The organism is Helicobacter sp. T3_23-1059, assembly GCF_053654515.1.
Map to the genome: position 1 here is coordinate 83989 of NZ_JBSIUV010000004.1, position 19149 is coordinate 103137.

At 39.2% G+C, this 19149-nt stretch carries 13 protein-coding genes and 1 pseudogene; 3 read left to right on the plus strand and 11 right to left on the minus strand.

The genetic code is table 11. The annotated features are described in order from the left end of the window. Window positions 1-206 precede the first annotated feature (206 nt). Window positions 207-3221 carry a TonB-dependent receptor gene (locus tag ACWIX0_RS02180; RefSeq protein ID WP_454171565.1) on the plus strand — a complete coding sequence of 1005 codons (3015 nt, stop codon included), beginning with the start codon at window positions 207-209 and terminating at the stop codon, window positions 3219-3221. 128 nt (window positions 3222-3349) lie between these two features. On the opposite strand, the gene pseC is transcribed toward ACWIX0_RS02180, so the two are convergent. From pseC to ACWIX0_RS02195, 3 genes are all read right to left on the minus strand, one after another. After that, window positions 3350-4636, minus strand: coding sequence for a UDP-4-amino-4,6-dideoxy-N-acetyl-beta-L-altrosamine transaminase (gene pseC, locus ACWIX0_RS02185; protein WP_454171567.1), 1287 nt, complete (start codon window positions 4634-4636; stop codon window positions 3350-3352). Between the two features lie 28 nt (window positions 4637-4664). After that, window positions 4665-5126 (minus strand): tRNA (cytidine(34)-2'-O)-methyltransferase, encoded by a 462-nt coding sequence (locus tag ACWIX0_RS02190; RefSeq protein ID WP_454171569.1) that lies wholly within the window; start codon window positions 5124-5126, stop codon window positions 4665-4667. A gap of 194 nt (window positions 5127-5320) precedes the next feature. Beyond that, window positions 5321-5902 carry an LPP20 family lipoprotein gene (locus tag ACWIX0_RS02195; RefSeq protein WP_454171571.1) on the minus strand — a complete coding sequence of 194 codons (582 nt, stop codon included), beginning with the start codon at window positions 5900-5902 and terminating at the stop codon, window positions 5321-5323. 160 nt (window positions 5903-6062) lie between these two features. On the opposite strand from ACWIX0_RS02195, the gene trpS reads away from it, so the two are divergent. Beyond that, on the plus strand, window positions 6063-7115 hold the full coding sequence (gene trpS / locus ACWIX0_RS02200) for a tryptophan--tRNA ligase (protein WP_454171573.1): 1053 nt from the start codon (window positions 6063-6065) through the stop codon (window positions 7113-7115). A 54-nt stretch (window positions 7116-7169) separates the two neighbouring features. Here trpS and ACWIX0_RS02205 read toward each other — a convergent pair whose 3' ends face one another. After that, the gene (locus tag ACWIX0_RS02205) at window positions 7170-9269 is read right to left on the minus strand and encodes a TonB-dependent receptor (RefSeq protein ID WP_454171575.1); all 2100 of its coding nucleotides are present in this window, start codon (window positions 9267-9269) and stop codon (window positions 7170-7172) included. A 63-nt stretch (window positions 9270-9332) separates the two neighbouring features. Continuing rightward, entirely contained in the window at window positions 9333-9677 is a 345-nt protein-coding gene (locus ACWIX0_RS02210) for a hypothetical protein (RefSeq protein ID WP_454171576.1), read from the minus strand. A 53-nt stretch (window positions 9678-9730) separates the two neighbouring features. On the opposite strand from ACWIX0_RS02210, the gene ACWIX0_RS02215 reads away from it, so the two are divergent. Next, on the plus strand, window positions 9731-9865 hold the full coding sequence (locus ACWIX0_RS02215; RefSeq protein ID WP_454171578.1) for a hypothetical protein: 135 nt from the start codon (window positions 9731-9733) through the stop codon (window positions 9863-9865). Window positions 9866-9885: 20 nt separating this feature from the next. On the opposite strand, the gene ACWIX0_RS02220 is transcribed toward ACWIX0_RS02215, so the two are convergent. The 6 genes and pseudogenes from ACWIX0_RS02220 to ACWIX0_RS02245 all read right to left on the minus strand — a co-directional run bounded on the left by ACWIX0_RS02220 (window position 9886) and on the right by ACWIX0_RS02245 (window position 18524). Next, window positions 9886-10020, minus strand: a complete 135-nt coding sequence (locus ACWIX0_RS02220) for a hypothetical protein (protein ID WP_454171580.1) — start codon at window positions 10018-10020, stop codon at window positions 9886-9888. Window positions 10021-10598: 578 nt separating this feature from the next. After that, window positions 10599-10772 carry a hypothetical protein gene (locus tag ACWIX0_RS02225; RefSeq protein WP_454171582.1) on the minus strand — a complete coding sequence of 58 codons (174 nt, stop codon included), beginning with the start codon at window positions 10770-10772 and terminating at the stop codon, window positions 10599-10601. Window positions 10773-11075: 303 nt separating this feature from the next. Beyond that, a pseudogene (locus tag ACWIX0_RS02230) lies at window positions 11076-12032 on the minus strand (argininosuccinate synthase domain-containing protein); the annotation flags it as partial. A gap of 166 nt (window positions 12033-12198) precedes the next feature. After that, window positions 12199-13935 (minus strand): DNA primase, encoded by a 1737-nt coding sequence (dnaG, locus tag ACWIX0_RS02235; protein ID WP_454171584.1) that lies wholly within the window; start codon window positions 13933-13935, stop codon window positions 12199-12201. Between the two features lie 46 nt (window positions 13936-13981). After that, the gene (locus tag ACWIX0_RS02240) at window positions 13982-14317 is read right to left on the minus strand and encodes a hypothetical protein (protein WP_454171586.1); all 336 of its coding nucleotides are present in this window, start codon (window positions 14315-14317) and stop codon (window positions 13982-13984) included. Window positions 14318-14348: 31 nt separating this feature from the next. Further along, on the minus strand, window positions 14349-18524 hold the full coding sequence (locus tag ACWIX0_RS02245; protein WP_454171588.1) for a hypothetical protein: 4176 nt from the start codon (window positions 18522-18524) through the stop codon (window positions 14349-14351). Window positions 18525-19149 lie beyond the last annotated feature (625 nt).

Here is a 19149-nt window from a genome sequence, read left to right on the forward strand (position 1 = left end):
CAAATTCTTGCAATGCCACGATTTGCGTGCTTTTTTGTGAATTTTTCTCATTATTTGTTTATTTATGATAATTATGCGATTTGTTGTTAATTTTTATTTAAGCAAAAATTTTTTATAATCCGCGCATTTTATAATTTCTAAAGCGATTCTTAAAATCTTTAGGATTATAAAAAACCTCCAAAAAACCAAACAAAAAAGGACAAACAATGAAAACAAACATAAACAATGCCTTGCAAAATGTAGCTCTAAACACCACTGCTTTGCGATACACAACGCACAATGCCACTCAAAATCTACTAAAATCTAGCATAGAAAAAACGAGAGAGAGAGAGAGTAAAAGGCGCGAAGCATTAAACTCTAAGCATTTAAATGCAAAACTCGCACAGATTCTAAAATCACGGCTTCTAAAATCACAACTTGCAAAACCACAATGCACACAGATTCTAAAATCACAGCACACACAACTTGCAAAATCTAAACAAGGAAAATCTACAATTACATTAAGTGTGGCTAGTGTGTTATGCGTTAGCTCTCTAGCAATCGCACAAATGCCACAGGATTTTGATAAAAATTTAACTAAAAATTTTGCTAACGATTTTGATAAAGATTTAACTAAAGATTTTGCGCAAGATTTGATGAAAGAAAATCTGCAAAATCCACAAACTAAACAAGAAAATCTAAAAAATCAAAATCTGCAAACCCAACAAACCACGCAAGAAAATCAACCAACCCAAAATCTACAAAATCAACAAAATCAAAATCCACAAAATCAACGCCTTGCAATGCTTTCTACCCAAACAGAATCTAGCCAAACAAATTCTACCCAAGTAGATTCTACCCAAACAAACTCTAGTCAAAATCAAAATCTAAATAACAATGCCAAAAACAACAATGCCTATGAAAAAACTTACAATACAGATTCTAACCAAGACTACAAAGACTACGAACAACTGCAAGCAAAAGATTTAGGCAAAGTAAGTGCAAGTGCGGTGGTAAGCTCTGGATTTGATTTGCCACTAAAAGATGAGCCTAAAAATGTCTTAAAAATCCCAAAAGAAAATCTCACTAGCAAAGGCTACACTTCACTAGAGCAAGCCTTGCAATACCAACCCCTAATCACATTTACCAATAATGGTTTTGGCTCAAATATTGATTTGCGCGGGCAAGGTAGCGAGGCAAATCGAGCTGTAAAGATTCTCATAAATCGCGTGCCTATTAGCCTGCTTGATACAAGCCACGGAGTCCCTCCGTATAATAACCTTGATATAGAAGATATAGAAGCTATCGAGGTTTTGCCCGGTGGAGGGGCTGTGGTGTATGGCAATGGCACGCGTGGGGGCGTGGTAAATATCATCACAAAGACGCCTAGCAAGGATTTTGCTAGAATCGTGCTAAAAGCAAGCAGTGGTGAGAGGCTAGGTTTGCAAGGTGGTGGGCTATCGCTAGCAGGGGGCAAAAAGATAAACAATGCTTTATTTGTGAGGGGCGATGTGAGTGCTAGCTATGTGCCAAATAATCGAAATGTGAGTGGTAAAAATGATAGTGTAAGCGGAAATGACGAAGTAAAAGCATTTAAAAACGACAATAATACGAATATATATGGTGCTATCCAAACAATATGGACACCAAATGAGAATCATAAACTAGATTTTAGTGCTAATTATTCACATTTGTGGCAAAGCTATCCTAGAGAATATTTAGAAAACGCGGATACGACAACCACCACAACAGGAACTAGCCCAAATCTTGTATCAACAGATACTTATAATGGCAAACTTTATAGCACGATAAAAAAAGAGCGATTTAGCCCGCACGCTGACACTTACAAAACCCAAACTGATGCCTTGCAAACTGCGCTAAATTACACTGCTAAATTTAATGACAATTTAGATTTTGATGCGCTAGCTTTTTATCAATTTTCCTTGCTTAGATATACCAAAGATAACTACACTACGCCTACTTTTATCAATCTAGGGAGTGATGGTAAGGCAGGGTTTCAAAATCACGGGGGTGGGCTAAATCTAAAGCTAAAACATAAAGCAGGTAAATATACTTTTATTGTGGGGTTAGATAATGTGCTAGAGCATTCAAAGCGCACAAATTATACAAATCATAGAATCAATGTTTCTGCAATACAGTTGGATTATCACTATACTGCGGATATTGCAAATGAGGCTACAAAGCTATCAAATAGTCTTTATGTGTTTGATAATTTTAGGTTTGCTAAATGGTTTGATTTAAGCAAGGGAGCAAGAATAGAATATTCTAATTATTGGACGACAAATAATCAAATGTTTAATAGCACTTGTTCGTCAACGGCAAATAATGCAATGTGTGCTAGTTATGGTGGAGTGGTAGTCAATGAATTACTAGATTTCAAAGCCCACACACAGCGACTAAGCTACGCCGCAGAAATCACACCAAATTTTCGATATAGCGATACGGGCAATATTTATGCAAAAGCCGAGCTAGGATTTATCAGCCCTAGCGCGTTTCAAATGATAAATGCCGACCCAAACTCTGCGATAAATCAAGGCAACCCACAAGGCACACAGCTAAACAAAAACGAGCTAAATGGCATAAAACCTGAGCGTTATGTAACAGGTGAGATAGGCTGGAGGGATTATTTTTCTTGGAGCGATTTAAGTGCGACATTTTTTTATACACATACTTTTGATGAAATCTTTGTCAATACCATTTCTCACGGCACGGCGTATTCATACAGCAATCTAGGCGAGACGCAACGCGCAGGAGCAGAGCTAATGGCAAATCAAGGATTTTGGAATGATAGAATCAAACTAGGGGAGAGTGTCAGCTATATCTACACAAATATCTTGCAAACAAATGCGACAAATAGCCACCTAAAAGGCAAAAGTGTGCCTTATGTGCCTTTTATCAAGGCTACATTACATATTCAAGTAGAGGCATTAAAGCTAGGGAATCAATCTTTAAGCGTGTTTTTTAACAACGCATATTATGGGCAAAGCATCGACACTACCACGCGCACTGTGGCAGGACAAAGCATAAAAGAAAGCTATGTGATGAATAAAGGCGGATATGTGCTAAGTGATTTGGGGCTAAACTATAAAATCTCATATTTTCAAATCGGTGCAGGCGTGCGAAATCTATTTGACTCGCTATATGCGACTTACCAAAAATATCCAAACTATATCGCAGGGCTAGGCAGGACATATTATATAGAGTTGCGATTTGGATTTTAGATTTTGGGTTTTTTAGATTTTGTGGCGTTTGGAGGGGTTTAGAGTGGATTTGGAGGGTTTTTTGTCAAAAAACCAAATGCAGTGAAAAATTTTTGATAATTTAAGATTTTTTAGATTCTTGCAATTTTTTAAAGCATTGATTTTAAAATATCTAAGGTATTTTTGATGCAATATGCTATGTCTTTTTTACTCATTGCTTGATGAAGCGGGAGGGATATTTCAGCGTCATACCATTTTCTTGCATTGCTTCCATTATCGCGTGCGCAATCTTTATAAAACGCATAATCAAAAATGGGCTTATAATGCACCTGCACGCCTAGCCCTTTCTCTTGCAATGCCCTAAAAATCGCTTTTTTGTATGGCACAAACTTGGGCTTTAGCACAATGGGGTAGAGGTGGTTTGTGGTTTTGTGATTTGGCAAAATCTGTGCGTGAGTGGGCGTAAAATACGGATTTTCATAAAAAACCTCATCGTAGATTTTGGCGATTTTTTCTCTTTTGGCTAAAAACTCATCGATTTTTTCTAGCTGGGATAATCCTAGTGCGGCTTGGAGTTCGTTTAAGCGGAAATTAAACCCAAAATCTTGCACCTCACTATCCCATAGCGAAATCTTGCTAAGCCCGTGTGAGCGCAAGGATTTTGCTATTTCATAGATTTTTTTATCATTTGTGGTTATCGCTCCGCCTTCTGCTGTGGTGATAGGCTTTATCGCGTGAAAGCTAAAAATGCTAACATCAGCAAAAGAGCCGATTTTGCGTCCATTTACTTCGCCACCAAAAGCGTGAGAGCTATCCGAGACAAAGGCTAGATTATGCGCTTTGGCAAGGGTTTTTATGGATTTTGCCTCTACGCTATTTCCTGCAAAATCCACGCTAACAATTCCGCTGATTTTGCCTTGTTTAATGTTTTTGCGTTGTTTTTGAGTGTTGGTTTTGTTTGTTTTGTTTTGCAATATGGATTTGATAGATTCTACGCTGATATTTCCATTTGGCAAAATATCTGCAAAGATTGGCTTTGCCCCGCACGCACGGAGCATATTTGCTGTGGCGACAAAGCTATTTGGCGTAGTGATGACTAGCTCGCCCTGCTTAAAAAGCGCGCGATAAGCGCAATATAGCGCGGAAGTGGCGGAGTTAAAACAAAGCGCGTATTTCACGCCCACATATTGTGCGATATTGCGCTCAAACTCTTCACATAGCTCGCCCTGCGTTAAAAGCGGGGATTTTAGGGCTAGCTTTACGCGCTTTATGTCGCTTTTATCAATCGATTGCGTGCTGTAAGGCAAAAAAATGTTGCGTTTGTTTTTGTGGGTAGATTTTGGGGTAGATTTTTTGTGGATTTGTTTTGTAGATTTTGGCGTTTTGGTGGTTTTTTTTGTGCGCGTTTGCATTGCTATATTTTTTGTATTTTTCATAGCGATTTTCCTTTGTAGATTTTAGATTTTATGTTGGCATTATGCCATTTTGCCGCAAGGCTTCATAAAGGGCTATGCCTACACTTGTAGCGAGATTTAGGCTTCTTGCTTTGTGTGAAATAGGGATTTTTAGCATTTGTGTTGCATTTGCTTGCAATATATGTTTATCAATCCCCGCATCCTCTCTACCGAAATACAAAAAGCATTCCTTTTTAAACCTCGCGTCATATAAAGATTTCGTAGCCTTTGTGCTAAAAAAATAGTGATTAGAATCTATCGGGTAGCATTGCCAAAAATCCTCCACACAATTCCACTCTTTTTTATACAAAACCTGCCAATAGTCCATTCCTGCGCGTTTTAGGGATTTGTCATCAATGTGAAAACCTAGCGGGTGGATAAGGTGCAATATCGCTTCTCCTGCGACACAAAGCCTGCCGATATTGCCCGTGTTTTGTGGGATTCTAGGTTGAAGTAGGATAATATGTATCATAACAAGTGCTTAAAAAAGAGATAAAAAAGAATCTAAAATGCTAAAAAATTCCAAAAAATAAACATAAAAAAAGCATTCAAGCTAGAATCCTAACTTGAATGCTTAAAAAAAAACAAATGCAAAAACACGGCTACAAAAAACTAACCACAAAATCTAAAGTTTTTACGCCTTAGATTTTGCGTGATTTTTTGCATTTATTGTGCGTTTTCTGCTTTTTGTTTTTCGCCATCGAGTAGCTCATCGACGGTTTGGGCTAGCTTTTTAGCAGCGGCTTGATTTACGCCTTTTGCTCGTTGCAAGTTTTCTTCTAGTAGCTTTGTATCGAGTTTATCGATTTTGACTAGCACCCAGAGATTTCCTGTCTTGCTTACCCATTTTTGGACTACACGAGAGCCAGCTAGAGACTCATTTACGCTTTGTCGTATCGCTTGGACAGCTTCTTGATTTACGCTATCTTCGCCACTTGTAGTAAGCTCTCTATACTTGCTTTCTACTTGAGTGTTGAGTTGTCCTGCAAGTTTTGTGCGAGCTGCTGCCTCTGCTTGTGTGGTAGCAAAACCAAAATTGTTGTTTTTGATTTTGGCACTACCTGTGGCAGCTAGCAAACCAGAATCGCTAGTAACCCACTCAGGCGCACCATCAAATTCTGCCGCTACGCCAGAGTCGTTTTTTATGCCTTGTAGTCCGCCTTTATCTCCGCAGCCACTAAATCCAACTAGCCCGATAAAGCCAAAAGCTAGCGCAAGTATCACGCTAGAGAGTGTCTTTGTTTCCATTTTGAATCCTTTGTTTTGGAATAAGAACGCATTGTATTCTAAAATGATTAACGAGTTTTAATAAAAGCGATATAATGCGCTTAAAAGTTTTTTAAATTTTGACATTTTTTACAAGACATTTTTTACAAAACAACAACAAAAAAAGACGCAAAGGACACAAATGCTTGATACCACAAAATCCACTCCAACCCCACCTACAAAAACAAACTTCCCTACAAATCAAACAAATAAAAAGCGCGTGATTTCAGGTATCCAGCCCACAGGCAAAATCCATTTAGGCAATTATTTAGGAGCGGTGAAAAATTGGGTAGATTCTCAAAATATTTATGAAAATATATTTTTTATCGCAAATTCCCACTCCATCACGATGCCACAAAACCCAAAAGAGCTAGAATCTAACACCTATGCCATAGCGGCAATGCTTTTAGCCTGCGGGATAGATACGGAAAAATCCACTATTTTTATCCAAAGCCAGATTGATTATCACCCTGCGCTAGCGTGGATTTTGGATTGCAATATTTCAATGGGCGATATGGGGCGAATGACGCAGTTTAAAGACAAAAGCGCAAAGCAAAGTGCGCAAAAAGCAAGCGTGGGGCTGTTTAACTACCCTGCACTTATGGCAGCAGATATTTTGCTTTATGATGTGGATTTTGTCCCTGTGGGGCAAGACCAAAAACAGCATTTAGAGCTTACACGCAATGTTGCGATAAAGTTTAACCGCGACTATGGAGAATGCTTTAAAATCCCAGAGCCACTTATCCAAAAAATCGGCGCAAAAATAATGGGGCTAGATAATCCACAAATAAAAATGAGCAAATCCCAAAAGGGCGAAAATCACGCGATATTTTTGCTAGATAGCCCCGAAACCATCACGCACAAAATCAAAAAAGCCACGACAGATTCTAATGGCTTAATCGCTTTTGATGAATCACGCGCAGGGCTTTATAACTTGCTGTGTATGTATGAGATTTTTAGCACACAAAGCAGGGAAGCGATAGAAGCAGAGTTTGCAGGCAAGGGCTATGGAGAGCTAAAATCTAGGCTAAGCGATTTGCTAGTAGAATCCCTGCGCCCTATAAGAGAAAAATATGAAAAACTAATGCTTGAGCAAGGCTACATAAAGCAGATTTTAGAATCTAGCGCGGACAAAGTCCGCCCCATAGCCAAAGCCACTTATGAGAGAGCAAAAATCCTAGTAGGGCTTGTTTAGATTTTGCTTAGATTTGTGTATCTTTGAAGTGTTTTTAAGCCGTTTTTAAAAGAGCTAGAAATCATATTTAAGCGTCAAGTAATAGTTTCTCCCCTCGCCCGCTAGATAAGTCCTTGTGCCTTGCGTGCCCAAAATCGCATTTCCCGCGCTACTAGCTTGATAGGCTACATAAAAGCTATCATATAGATTTCTTACCCCCGCACTTATGCTAAATCCACCATAGCCATAAGTTAGCCCAATATCCCCTAGAACATATCCGCCTTTATTCATCACGGCATAGTTATTATCGACTGATTGCCCATAGTAGCTGTTGTTGTAAAATACATTTAGCCTATGTTTGCCCGCTTTTATGGCTTGCAAGTTTGCTAGGAGGCTTATTTTTGTAAGTGGCACATAAGGGATTTGTTTGCCCTCTTGGCTTGCATCGCTTGCAGCTGTGGAGTTATTGTTAAAATTAGCGGTATTATCCCTGCCTTTTAACACATTAGAATAATTCACATTGATAGATTCTTGCAATATCAAAATCTCGCTAAATAATTTTTGCTTGCTTATAAACTCAAATCCAAATCGTTGCGTCTCGCCTAGATTATAAAAGTTGCGCACGGCGGTTTGGTAGATATAGCGGATTTCATTGAAACTATGCGTATAATACGCACTCATCATAAAGCTAGAAAATCTAAAATCATCTCTCCACCCTATCTCGCCTGTGAGATACTGCTCTGGCTTTATGTTTGCGTTAGCAAGATCTTTTGTATTCGCACTTTGACTAACCGCATTTACGATTTGAGCTACACTAGGGCTGATAAATCCTACTTCACCTTTGGCATATATACTGCCATTTTCGCCATAATGAAACGCTGGGGTTAGCTCAAATGCGTAGTTTGCTTTGGTGTCTTTTTGTGTGGCGGTTTGCGTGATAAAGCTAAAATTTTGCCCAAAAGCTGTAACTGCGGTGCGATTTACATCATAATGCACCACTTCGCCCCTAGCCCCACCTGTGAGCGAGAAAAATTTACTCGGCATAAAAGAATCTAGCACATATAATGCGCCACTATACCTAACCCCACCTCTTTTATCGCTACTCCCGCTATTTGCTTGGCTTATTTCGACATTATTATCTAGCCCTACAAATAGCTTATTTATTTTTGTGCTATGTTTGATTTTGGCAAAAAGCCCTGTATTGTGTGTGCTATTTGTCCCTGTGATATTTGCGCCCGCACTAGATGGTTCGCCTGCAATATCAGGAAACAAAAAATCACTAAACGAATAAAAAGCAAGCGCACTAAACTGCAACGATTCTCTAAAATCTGCGATATATTTTAGCGAGGCACTCGCTAAATCCTGCTCTACCATTCCATTTGAAGTGGCTTGCGTGGGCGTGATATATCGCTCTGCTTTCATTTGGGATATGGATTTTTCTTGCGTGCCTGTGCTAAATTTATTATTATACCCTGCAAAAAATTGATAGGATTTTGCATAATTTGCACTAAAATCTAACCTATGTTTTTGATTTATTTGATAGTAGGTTTGCAAAGAAGCGTAGGCATTTTTGGTGTATTCATTTGGGCGCAAGCCGTTTTTGTAGGCATAGCTAGCATTTGCGCTTAAAAATAATTTGTCTTTGATTTTTGCTCCTCCACCCATACTTGCTTTGCCACTCAAAGTGTTTTTTGCCTCATAAGCAACACCTTCTAAACTAACCCTAGCATAATTTTTGCTTGGCTTTTTGGTAACGATATTTACCACGCCACCACGCGTGCCATTTCCATATACCACAGCCCCGCCACCGGGCAAAACTTCGATAGATTCTATGTCGTTAATATCCACGAGATTAAAGGGATTTGTCCCATTTAGCGCAAAGCCATTTCGACTTGCGCCATAGCCTGTGTCATTTGGATTGATTGGCACTCCGTTTATAAATGTTTTTAGCGATTTTGAAGCGTCTAATCCCTGCCCGCGAATATCGATTTGACTTTGTCCATTTGCAGCGGGGGCAAGAGTGATAGATGGCTGGTGTTGCAAGGCTTGCTCTAAATTTGTATAGCCTTTTTCTTGCAAATCATTTTTATGTATGATAATGACATTTTTTGATTCTATATCTAGGATATTATCGCGTGTTTGGATTTTGGTAGCACTTACACTTACTTTGCCCAAATCTTTTGCTTGCAGTTGCTCGTAGTCTTTGTAGTCTTGGTTGGAATCTGTATTGTGAGTTTTTTAATAGGCATTGTTGTTTTTGGCATTGTTATTTAGATTTTGGTTTTGACTAGAATTTGTTTGGGTAAAATCTGTTTGGCTAGAATCTACTTGGGTAGATTCTGTTTGTGTAGAAAACATTGCAAGGCGTTGATTTTGTGGGGTTTGATTTTGTTGATTTTGGTTTGGTGGATTTTGTGTTCGTTGATTTTGTAGATTTTTGGTTGGTTGATTTTCTTGCGTGGTTTGTTGATTTTGCATATTTTCTTTCATCAAATCTTGCGCAAAATCTTTAGTTAAGTTTTTATCAAAATCCTGTGGCATTTGTGCGAGTGCTAGAGAGCTAACGCATAACACACTAGCCATACTTAATATAGCTTTGGATTTTCCTTGTTTAGATTTTGCAAGTTGTGTGTGCTGTGGTTTTGCAAATTGTGATTTTGAAAGCTGTGTGCGTTGTGTTTTTAGAATCTGTGCGGATTGTGTTTTTGCAAATTGTGATTTTAAAAGCTGTGATTTTAGAAGCTGTGCTTGCTTTGTATTTGAATGCTTAGAGTTTAATGCTTCGCGCCTTTTACTCTCTCTCTCTCTCTCTCGTTTTTGCTGTGTTAGATTTTACTAGATTTTGAGTTGCATTGTGCGTTGCGTATCGCAAAGCAGTGGTGTTTAGAGCTACATTTTGCAAGGCATTGTTTATGTTTGTTTTCATTGTTTGTCCTTTTTTGTTTGGTTTTTGGAAGTTTTTTATAATCCTAAAGATTTTAAGAATCGCTTTAGAAATTATAAAATGCGCGGATTATAAAAAATTTTTGCTTAAATAAAAATTAACAACAAATCGCATAATTATCATAAATAAACAAATAATGAGAAAAATTCACAAAAAAGCACGCAAATCGTGGCATTGCAAGAATTTGAAAATTTTTTGAAAAAAATTTATAGATTTTTTGAAAAATTTTAGAATTGTTTTTGGGAAACTTTTTTTGATTTTTTTTAGAGATTTTTAGAAAAAACTTTTAGGAAAACTTTTTAGATTTTCTAAAAAAAACTTTGTGGAGTTTTTTGCTGGATTTTTGTAGAATCTATATCATTTATCATATTGAGCGCAAGCAAAATATCTCTATTTGCGTTTTTTTTAGATTTAGAGATACTTCGGGCTACACCCTCAGTATGACAAGCGGATAGATTGCCACGCGTGGCGTTGCCACGCTCGCAATAACGGCGGTGGAATTATTGCTCGCAATGGCGGAATGTTTTTTGTCATATTGAACGCGCAAGCGTGAAATATCTCTATTTGTATTTTTTAGATTTTCTAAAGAATCTGTGCTTTGGGATACTTCGGGCTAGTCCCTTAAGTATGACAAATCTTTGTTGCTTTTTTGAGATACTTCGGTTTCTTGCAAAAACCTCAGTATGACAAGATTTTGTAGTATGTGGATTGCCACGCGTGGCACAAAAACGCAATGCTATCAATACCTAAACAACACGCAATTTAAAATATGCCTATTGTAATAGCAAAAATTTATGTGCTTTTTCTTTTGGATATGGCAGGATTTCATAGATTTGCTCGCCTACTTGGACTTTTTGAGGCCGTGGATTTTGGGCTTGCGCTAAGCAAGATTTTGTTTGCGTTAAACTAGATTCTATGTTTGTTTGAGTTTGTTGCGTTGGCTCTAAATCTATTTCTTTTGATTCTTTGTTTTCTTGCGTTTTAGCTTTTTGCGCTAGCCCAAAATCTACTTCTTTTGATTGTTGATTTGCCTCATAAGATTTTGCTATTTTTGCATACCCTAGCGTTATGCGTGCAGCCAAAATCTTATCCTCTTTACTAGCGTCTTTTTCGACTAGCCCTAGCGGTCCTATTGATTCTAACAATACGATTTTTTCCATAGCAGGATTTGGCAAATCTAGTTTAGCGTTTTCATTCTCATTGCGCCCGATGATTGCTCTTGCGCCATTTGGTAGCACCATATATCGCCCGATTTTTACTATCGTGCTATCTTGGAGTCCCATTTTTCGATGAGTGCTTAAATCTTTTAGCTTTTTTGCGACACTTATATCGGTTAGCAGACAGCCTCCGCCCGGATTTTCATAGTATTTCCACCCCCATTTTTGCACCATTTCTAGTTGTCGTGTGCGTCCTCTGCCACTTATATCTAGCAGTTTTTCTCTACTTACCCAGCCTACTTTTTCAGGGAAGCTAGGAGGCAGTAGCTTTGCGCTCATCGGTCGCAAAAGTAGCTCATCTAGGCTATGTGGTTTTGTTTTTTCACGCCCACTTCTATCTAAAATCTTATCAAATATCGCTTTTTTGCCCACTTCCCTTACAAGACTTCGCACTTGGTCTAACGCCTCTTTGCGTTGAGATTTGGGACGCTGTCCTAGCACCTCGCCACTCACCACAAAGCTAGCTCCAAACTTTTCTAGCAAGTAAAACGCATTTGCAAACATATTCGCGTGGCAATCTATGCAGGGGTTAAAATACTTGCCATAGCCGTATTTGGGCGTAAAAAGGATTTCATTAAAAAACTGCTCTCTTATATCTACCACTTCTAGCCTAGCTCCTGCTTGCGCGCTTGCGTTATGTAGGTATTCTTTTTTGTCTTTGTTGCTACCAAAGCCTATGTTAAAATGCAAGGCTATGACTTCTATGCCCTGCATTGTGAGAAGTTTCATAGAGATTAGGCTATCACAGCCCCCGCTAAAAAGTGCTAATGCTCGCATTTTTGTCCTTTTTTATTAAGATTTTATCGTTGTTAGATTTTATGTTGCAAGATTTATGATTTTGCAAAATCTCTCAAAATCTGCCACATTTGCCACGCATTTTCACAAAAACATTTCGCGCAAACATTTTACGCAAAAAAAGCAAAATCTAGCACCACAAAAGATTTTATATGGTTTGCAATTCGCCTTTGTTGATTTTTGCTAGCTTTGCTCGCAAGCGCATTATGATGGCTATATCTGTGGCAAGTTTTAGCTCCCTCTCTAAATGTCGCTTGATAAAATATTTTAGCTCCTCTTCAAATCCCCTGCCATCATCATCGTTTCGCAAAGGCAATGGATCAAGCGCGATTCCCAAAAGCTGTGGGTGATTTTTATCCTCTTTGCAAAGAGCCTCAAACGCTCCGCGATAATCCATAAAAATCCTAGAATCTATAAAATCTAACGCCCGATTTAATAATGTCTCATTTTCTAGCATATAGCGCAGGATTAGCCGCTCTAGCCTATCGCCACTAGATTCTAGCGGGGCAGAATCTACGCTATTTTTTGACGCGTTTTTGTTTGTTTGAAGTTTGATTAGGCTAGATTTGTCGTATTTTGTAGTGATAAGTCGCTGTGGGATATGCAACAAATCTGCCAAAAATCCTACATATTCTTCTTGCATAAGCGGGCTTAGCGAGTGCAAAAACTCGCTAGATTCCCTCAATGCGTCCTCTTTTTGCAAAGGATTTTTACCTATGTCGTATTTGCTAACTATATGGTAGAAACAAAACTCAATAAAAGGTGTAGATTTTGCAAAAATAGATTCTAGCTCGCTCGCCCTACCCTGTGCCACCATATCAGCAGGATCTGCGCCATTTGGAAAAATCACTACCCCACCTTTTTTGCTAAGCGGGGCTAGCAGTTTTGAAGCTTTAAAAGCGGCGTTTATCCCCGCGCTATCGCCATCAAATCCTAGTAAAATCTCTGGCGAGCCTTTATCTAGCAGTGGGATATGCTCTTTTGTCAAAGCTGTGCCAAGCGTGGCTACGGCGTTTATAAAGCCTGCTTTGTGTAGCATTATCGTATCTAAATAGCCCTCGACTATGATTACTTGCTTGCGCTTATAAATCGCGCTTCGCGCTAAGTCATAACCATATAAAATCTTTGATTTATTGAAAATCACGCTTTGAGGGGAGTTGATATATTTGCCCATTTTGCCCTCTTTTACAGCGTTGTCATTTAGCGTGCGTCCGCCAAAACCTATGATTTTGCCATTTGGGGAATGGATAGGAAATATCACTCTCTCGCTAAACCTAGCATACATTCGCTCATTTGCTCTAAATCCCGCATTTGTGCCATTTGTATGGGTGTTTTTGTAGCTATTTGATTCTTGAGTCTTGCCTAGCACGCCGTATTCTAGCAATTCTTTAAAATCTAGCCCATTTGCATTTATGTAGGTTAGATTTTGCGTGCTTGTGGGGCAGTAGCCTAGCTTAAAAGTATTGATTAGATTTTCATCGATTCCGCGTTTTTGCAAGTAGTCTAGGTGGATTTTAGATTTTGCTAGATTTTGGGAGTAAAATTGTGCCATTTTTTCTAGCACATCGGTTTTTTTGACTTCGTTTTTATTGTCGTATTCTAGGGTAAATCCGCACATATCAGCGATTTTTTCTATCGCTTCTTTGTAGGTTAGCTTTTCATATTCCATTACAAAAGTTATCGCATCGCCACCTTTGGCACACGCCCCATAGCAAAAATACAGCCCCTTTTGTGGCGAGACTTTAAAGCTAGGGGTTTTTTCGCTATGAAACGGACACAATGCCTTAAACCCGCTGCCATCGGGCATTAGCTCGATATAGCTACCAATGATTTCGACAATATCTATGTAGGTTTTTAGATTTTGTATGCTTGCTTGGGAAATCATTTATATCCTTAAAATGTTGCTTGCGGTGGTTTTAGATTTTGTGATTTTAGCGCAAGAATGTTTGATAAATGATAATATCGTTTGATTTGAAGCATTCGTTAAGTCTTTGTTGTCGTTGTGTTTTGTGGATTTTGTTTTTGTAAAAAGTAGATTGTTGGTTTTTGCAGATTTTGTTTTGCAAAGCGTTAAAAAGAATAAAAAAGCATAAAAATGTAGATTTTGCGATATTGCAGGGGTTTTTATTATATTTTGCAAAATGTTGCCAACATTTTTGCACGATAAAATCTAAAAAATAACCCCCTCCAAATCCTACTTCAAATCGCAATAGAAAAAAGCCCCCCTCCACATAAATCCTCCAAAATCCCCCCTCATAAAAATCCACCTCCCAAAATCCCCTCCCAAAAAGCCAAATCCTAGAATCTAAATCCGTATTTCAACGCCACAGAATGTGCCTTTCCGCTGTTGTAAAATACGCCATTGTATCCCAAAGTTAGCTCGTGGTTTTTGTTGATAGCAAAGATTGCGTTTGCATCGACATTTCCATAGATTTTGGGGAGGTTGATTCTAGCGATATTTTCATCTAGCCCGCCGATTGTGAAACTTGCATAAGGCGTATGCAAGATATTGTATTTCACACCTGCATTTAAGCTAGTTTTAAAGATTTTATGCCAGCTATGATACCATTTCGCTCCAGCTCCTACTTGTGGCAGTTGCCAATTATGCTCGACATACTTTTCACTATTTGCTGTTTTTAGCGAGAATCCATCTAAATGCAAGACATCATAGCTTAGCCCCACTTCAGGTGCTAGATAGCTCTCTTTAGATTTAAATAGCAACGCAGCCCCTATCTTTGCCTCTGCACCGATAGTGTAGCTAGTTAGCTTCGCTTTTGCATTGACATTGCTAGCAGAGATGGTTAGCTCAGGTAGCTCCACATTTGCGCGGATATTTGCTTTGACAAATGGTTGGAAAGTCTCGCCATTGCCAAATTTGCTAAGGATATTTAGCCCGATATTTAACGCATTTGTGTTTAGGTTTGCGCTTGAGCTAGCTACGCCTGCTTGATTAAAATCTAAGTTTGCTTTAGCATACTCATAGCCTAGATATAGGCTTGCTAGAGAGCCACCTGTGGCGTATTGCACTCCTAGCAGAGCACCGCCTGCGACTTCGCTTTGATTTGCCGCACTTAGGCTAGCACTGCCAAGCGTGGCATAAGGAAGCACAAAACCGCGCCATTTTTTGTTTGCTTTCTCATCGCTAGATTCATCATCATTGACTACGGAGAAGTAGTTGTGATTGACTAGAGAGTCTAGCAAACCTTGTGTGATAAGCGTTTTTCGCACAGAATTTAGTGCTAGATTTTGCAATACTTGCGCACCATAGCTATTTGCCGCATCACCGCTAAGCCCAAATCCATTTGTCGTAGCATTTAGTTTTAGCCCTTGAGTGGTTTTGATATGGCTTGCATTGACTGCGTTTTGTAGTCCTGCGATTGTTCCGCCTTGACCACCTACAGTTTTAAACACATTATCAAAGCTATACACTTCGTTTGATTTGACATTATCGCCTACATTCACGGTGATAGCTTCATTTGCCACGCTAGCATTTGTTACGGTTGAGCCATCTGCTACATAGATATGCGCGTTTTTATCATTGCTATTATCCCATTGCGTAGCAGTGCCATCAATCGTTAGATTCCACGCATTTAGACTTAGGTTTGTTACCTCGCCATTTATATGGGCTTTTGTCGCTTCGTTGTAGCCGATATTGTTGTTGTTTAGCGTTAGACTTGCGATTGTTCCGCCATTATTATCTAGCGCATTTACTTTTGCGTTTGCACCTATGGAGGTGATTTTACCAGCTTTATTATCTAGCACATTGATAGTCCCACCGCTTATATCGCCTATGCTGTTTTTGCTTTCATTTACCAATTCAGAGATATTACCACCTGTGATATTAGTTATTTCGCCTTTGTTTTGTAGCTTGGCGATATTTCCTCCAGAGATTTCTGTGATTGTGGCTTGTTCATTTTGCGCGCCTGTGCCAGCATTGACAAGTAGGGTGATATTTCCACCGCTGATTTTGTCAATACTAGAATATTGCGATTTAGCATCATCTGCTACGCCATTTGTGATTTTGGTAAATGTCCCGCCTGAAATCTCGCCGATGTTTGCTTTCTTAGTATCACTCTCGCCCTCATTTTTTAGCTCGTTATAAAATCTACCACCTGAAATCTTGCCTATGGTAGCGTTATTAGTAAGCCCACCGCTTTCAGCCACAGGTGCGCCATTGCTAGGATTGCTACCCGCTTTGCCAAATACACCATTTGAGATACTTTGGATAGTCGAGCCAGCAGTATTTGTGAGAGTTTCTATCGTCCCGCCAGAGATAGAATCAATCGTAGCGATTTTATCTGTTTGCCCGTTTGTAAGGGTAGTGATTTTGCCTCCAGCGATAGAGATGATTCTAGCAGCATTTGTAGTATCTGCACCTGTATTTTCTAGCGCAGTGATTTCGCCACCGCTTATCGTGCCGATTAAGCCATTATTATCTAGCTTGGTAGTGATTTTGCCTCCGCTTATGGATTCTATGCTAGCGTTTTGGCTATTTGTTACCGTGCCGACATTTGCTAGATTTGAGATATTTGCGATATTTGCGTAGGCATTGTTTGTTAGCGCGGTGATTTCGCCAGCAGAGATATTGCCGATATTTCCGCTATTATCTAGCTTTGCTAGTGCGGCTTCTCCTAGCCCTGCGATATTTGCGATACTTGCACCCGCGCTATTTGCTATACCATCTGCTGCAAAGCTCCCGCTAGAAATCGTGCCGATTTGTCCGCTATTTGTTAGCTTCGCGCTAAATGTCGCACCATTGATTTGGCTTACTACGCCTTTGTTATCAAACGCATTTGTGATTGTCGCTTTTCCTAGCGTGCCGATAGTTGCGCCTTGCTCGTTTGTGAGGGCGGTTATCGTGCCAGCAGAGATATTGTCAATCCTACCTTTTGCATTGTTATTTAGCTCGGCGATTGTGTCTTTTTGGCTTACATTTAGCTCGACATTTGAGATAGTGCCTGTGTTATTTATAGTCCCATTTGCGCCGATACCATTTATCGTGCCGATTTGCCCGCTATTGCTAAGTGCTTTTGTAAATGTCCCATCACTAATGGTGTTAATCCTGCCAGAATTGTTAAGCCCTTCTGTGAATGTCCCACCGCCTAGCTTATCGATAGAGCCAGCATTTTTATACGCACCTGCGGTAGCAGCAGAGTCAGTAAATGTCCCACCGCTTATCGTGCCGATAGTCCCGTTGTTATCGCCTTTTATCGTGCCGTTTTCTATGCTAGTGATAGTGCCATTATTATTACCTGTGAGAGCACCACCGCTTATCGTGCCGATATTGCGATTGTTATTTCCTGTGAGTGTGCCTCCGCTAATGGTGGTAATATTGCCATCATTATTCATAGTTAGGCTACCACCTTTTAGTTCGCCTATCGTGCCTGTATTGCTACCTTTGGATATAGTCCCATCGGTAATCGTAGTGATAGTCCCGCTATTATCAAGGTTGGTAAATGTGCCTTTTTTGATTTCGGTTATGGTGTTGGAGTTGGTTACATTTGTAAATGTGCCATCTTCTATGCTAGTAATCGTTCCGCGATTTTGCACATCTTTGTAGGTTTTGCCTGCTCCACCTAGTGCGCCTATCTCGCCAGAATTATTTAGCACGCCAGCTACGCCACCGCTTACCGTAGTGATTTTGCCAGAATTTGCCACATCTTTTGTCAAATCCGCTGAAATCGTAGTGATAGCTCCAGAGTTGCTAAGATTCCCTGTATCTGCGCCTATCGTTTGAATAGTCCCAGCATTTGATACGCCATTTGAGAAAGTCCCACCGCTAATGGTAGTGATAGTCCCACCTGCGTTGTTTTGTAGCGTGTTTTTAAATGTCCCAGCTGAAATCGCAGTGATAGTCCCGCTATTTTGGACATTGCCATTTAGCGTGCCTCCAGCGATAGCCTCTATCGTGCCAGCGTTTGAGAGATTGCCATTTAGCGTGCCAGAAGTGAATTTTAGAGTAGCACCTTTTTGGTTGTCAATATTTGCGTTGATAGTGGCAGTCCCATTTATATCAGCGATTGTGCCACCATTATTATTCGTAATGCTACCATTTATCGTGCCTCCGCTGATTTTGGTAATCGTGCCAGAATTTGCAATCCCTGTGCTTACATTGCCCTCTGTGCCGATTTGTGTATTGGCTTTTATATCAGTGATTGTGCCTGCATTGCTTAGTGTGCCTGTGATTTTGGTAACATTGCTAGCGTCTGCACCTGAAATCTCACTCACAGTTACTGCATTGTCCACTTTGACATTTACGCCCTCGCCACTTTTGATAGCGTCAGCATCTACGGCGGTGTAGTTTTGTTTTTTGTCTTCATCGCTTAGATTTACATCTTGCGCGCTTAAAGCGATATTTGGCAACAGCATAGTGGCTACGACCACAGAGCAAGCGATTTTGGTTGAGTTACTGAGTTTGTTTGTGGCTAGTGAAGTAGCGCAACTAGCCCCGTGCGCATTATGAGAAATTCCCATAGTGTCTCCTTGTGGATTAGATTTTGTAGTAAGGCAAAAAAAGGCAAAAATGCAAACCCACAAACGCGCATTTGCTAGCTGTGCTTACCATTCTCTAAGATTCTCATAATGCTTGTTAGGTAGCGGTGATTATGAGATGTTTAGAGGGATTGTCATCAAACAAAGACAAAATGACGCAGTGTGATAAATCTATGTCATAGTGAATAATGCTTTTTGGCTCTTTTTGGATTTTTGGCTCTTTTTTGTTTGCCTTTTTAGCTTTTTAGCAACATTCATTTTTGACAAGATTTTTTTATGTTTGCAAAGCGCATTAGACAAAAAAAAAAAAAAACAGATTGCAAATCAAAAAGAAACAAAAAGTAAGCAAAAAAATAATGAAAAATAAACAACAAATAAGAACTAAACCTAATAAATATCAGTATTTTTTTGCATTTTTTTGAATATAGCTAGGGGGTGGATTTTAGGTGGAATTTGTAATATTTAGGCAAAAATATGTGGTTTATATATAAAATTTAGATTTCCTAAAATCAAAAAAAAAAAAAAAAAAAAAAAAAAAAAAAAAAAAAAAAAAAATAAAAAAAAAAAAAAAAAAAAAAAAAAAAAAAAAATTAAAAAAAAAAAAAAA

Bases quoted from the DNA above. Each gene is read 5' to 3' on its own strand.
- ACWIX0_RS02180 (WP_454171565.1), top strand. From the start codon at position 207: ATGAAAACAAACATAAACAATGCCTTGCAAAATGTAGCTCTAAACACC.
- pseC (WP_454171567.1), bottom strand. From the start codon at position 4,636: ATGAAAAATACAAAAAATATAGCAATGCAAACGCGCACAAAAAAAACC.
- ACWIX0_RS02190 (WP_454171569.1), bottom strand. From the start codon at position 5,126: ATGATACATATTATCCTACTTCAACCTAGAATCCCACAAAACACGGGC.
- ACWIX0_RS02195 (WP_454171571.1), bottom strand. From the start codon at position 5,902: ATGGAAACAAAGACACTCTCTAGCGTGATACTTGCGCTAGCTTTTGGC.
- trpS (WP_454171573.1), top strand. From the start codon at position 6,063: ATGCTTGATACCACAAAATCCACTCCAACCCCACCTACAAAAACAAAC.
- ACWIX0_RS02210 (WP_454171576.1), bottom strand. From the start codon at position 9,677: ATGGCTAGTGTGTTATGCGTTAGCTCTCTAGCACTCGCACAAATGCCA.
- ACWIX0_RS02220 (WP_454171580.1), bottom strand. From the start codon at position 10,020: ATGAAAACAAACATAAACAATGCCTTGCAAAATGTAGCTCTAAACACC.
- dnaG (WP_454171584.1), bottom strand. From the start codon at position 13,935: ATGATTTCCCAAGCAAGCATACAAAATCTAAAAACCTACATAGATATT.
- ACWIX0_RS02245 (WP_454171588.1), bottom strand. From the start codon at position 18,524: ATGGGAATTTCTCATAATGCGCACGGGGCTAGTTGCGCTACTTCACTA.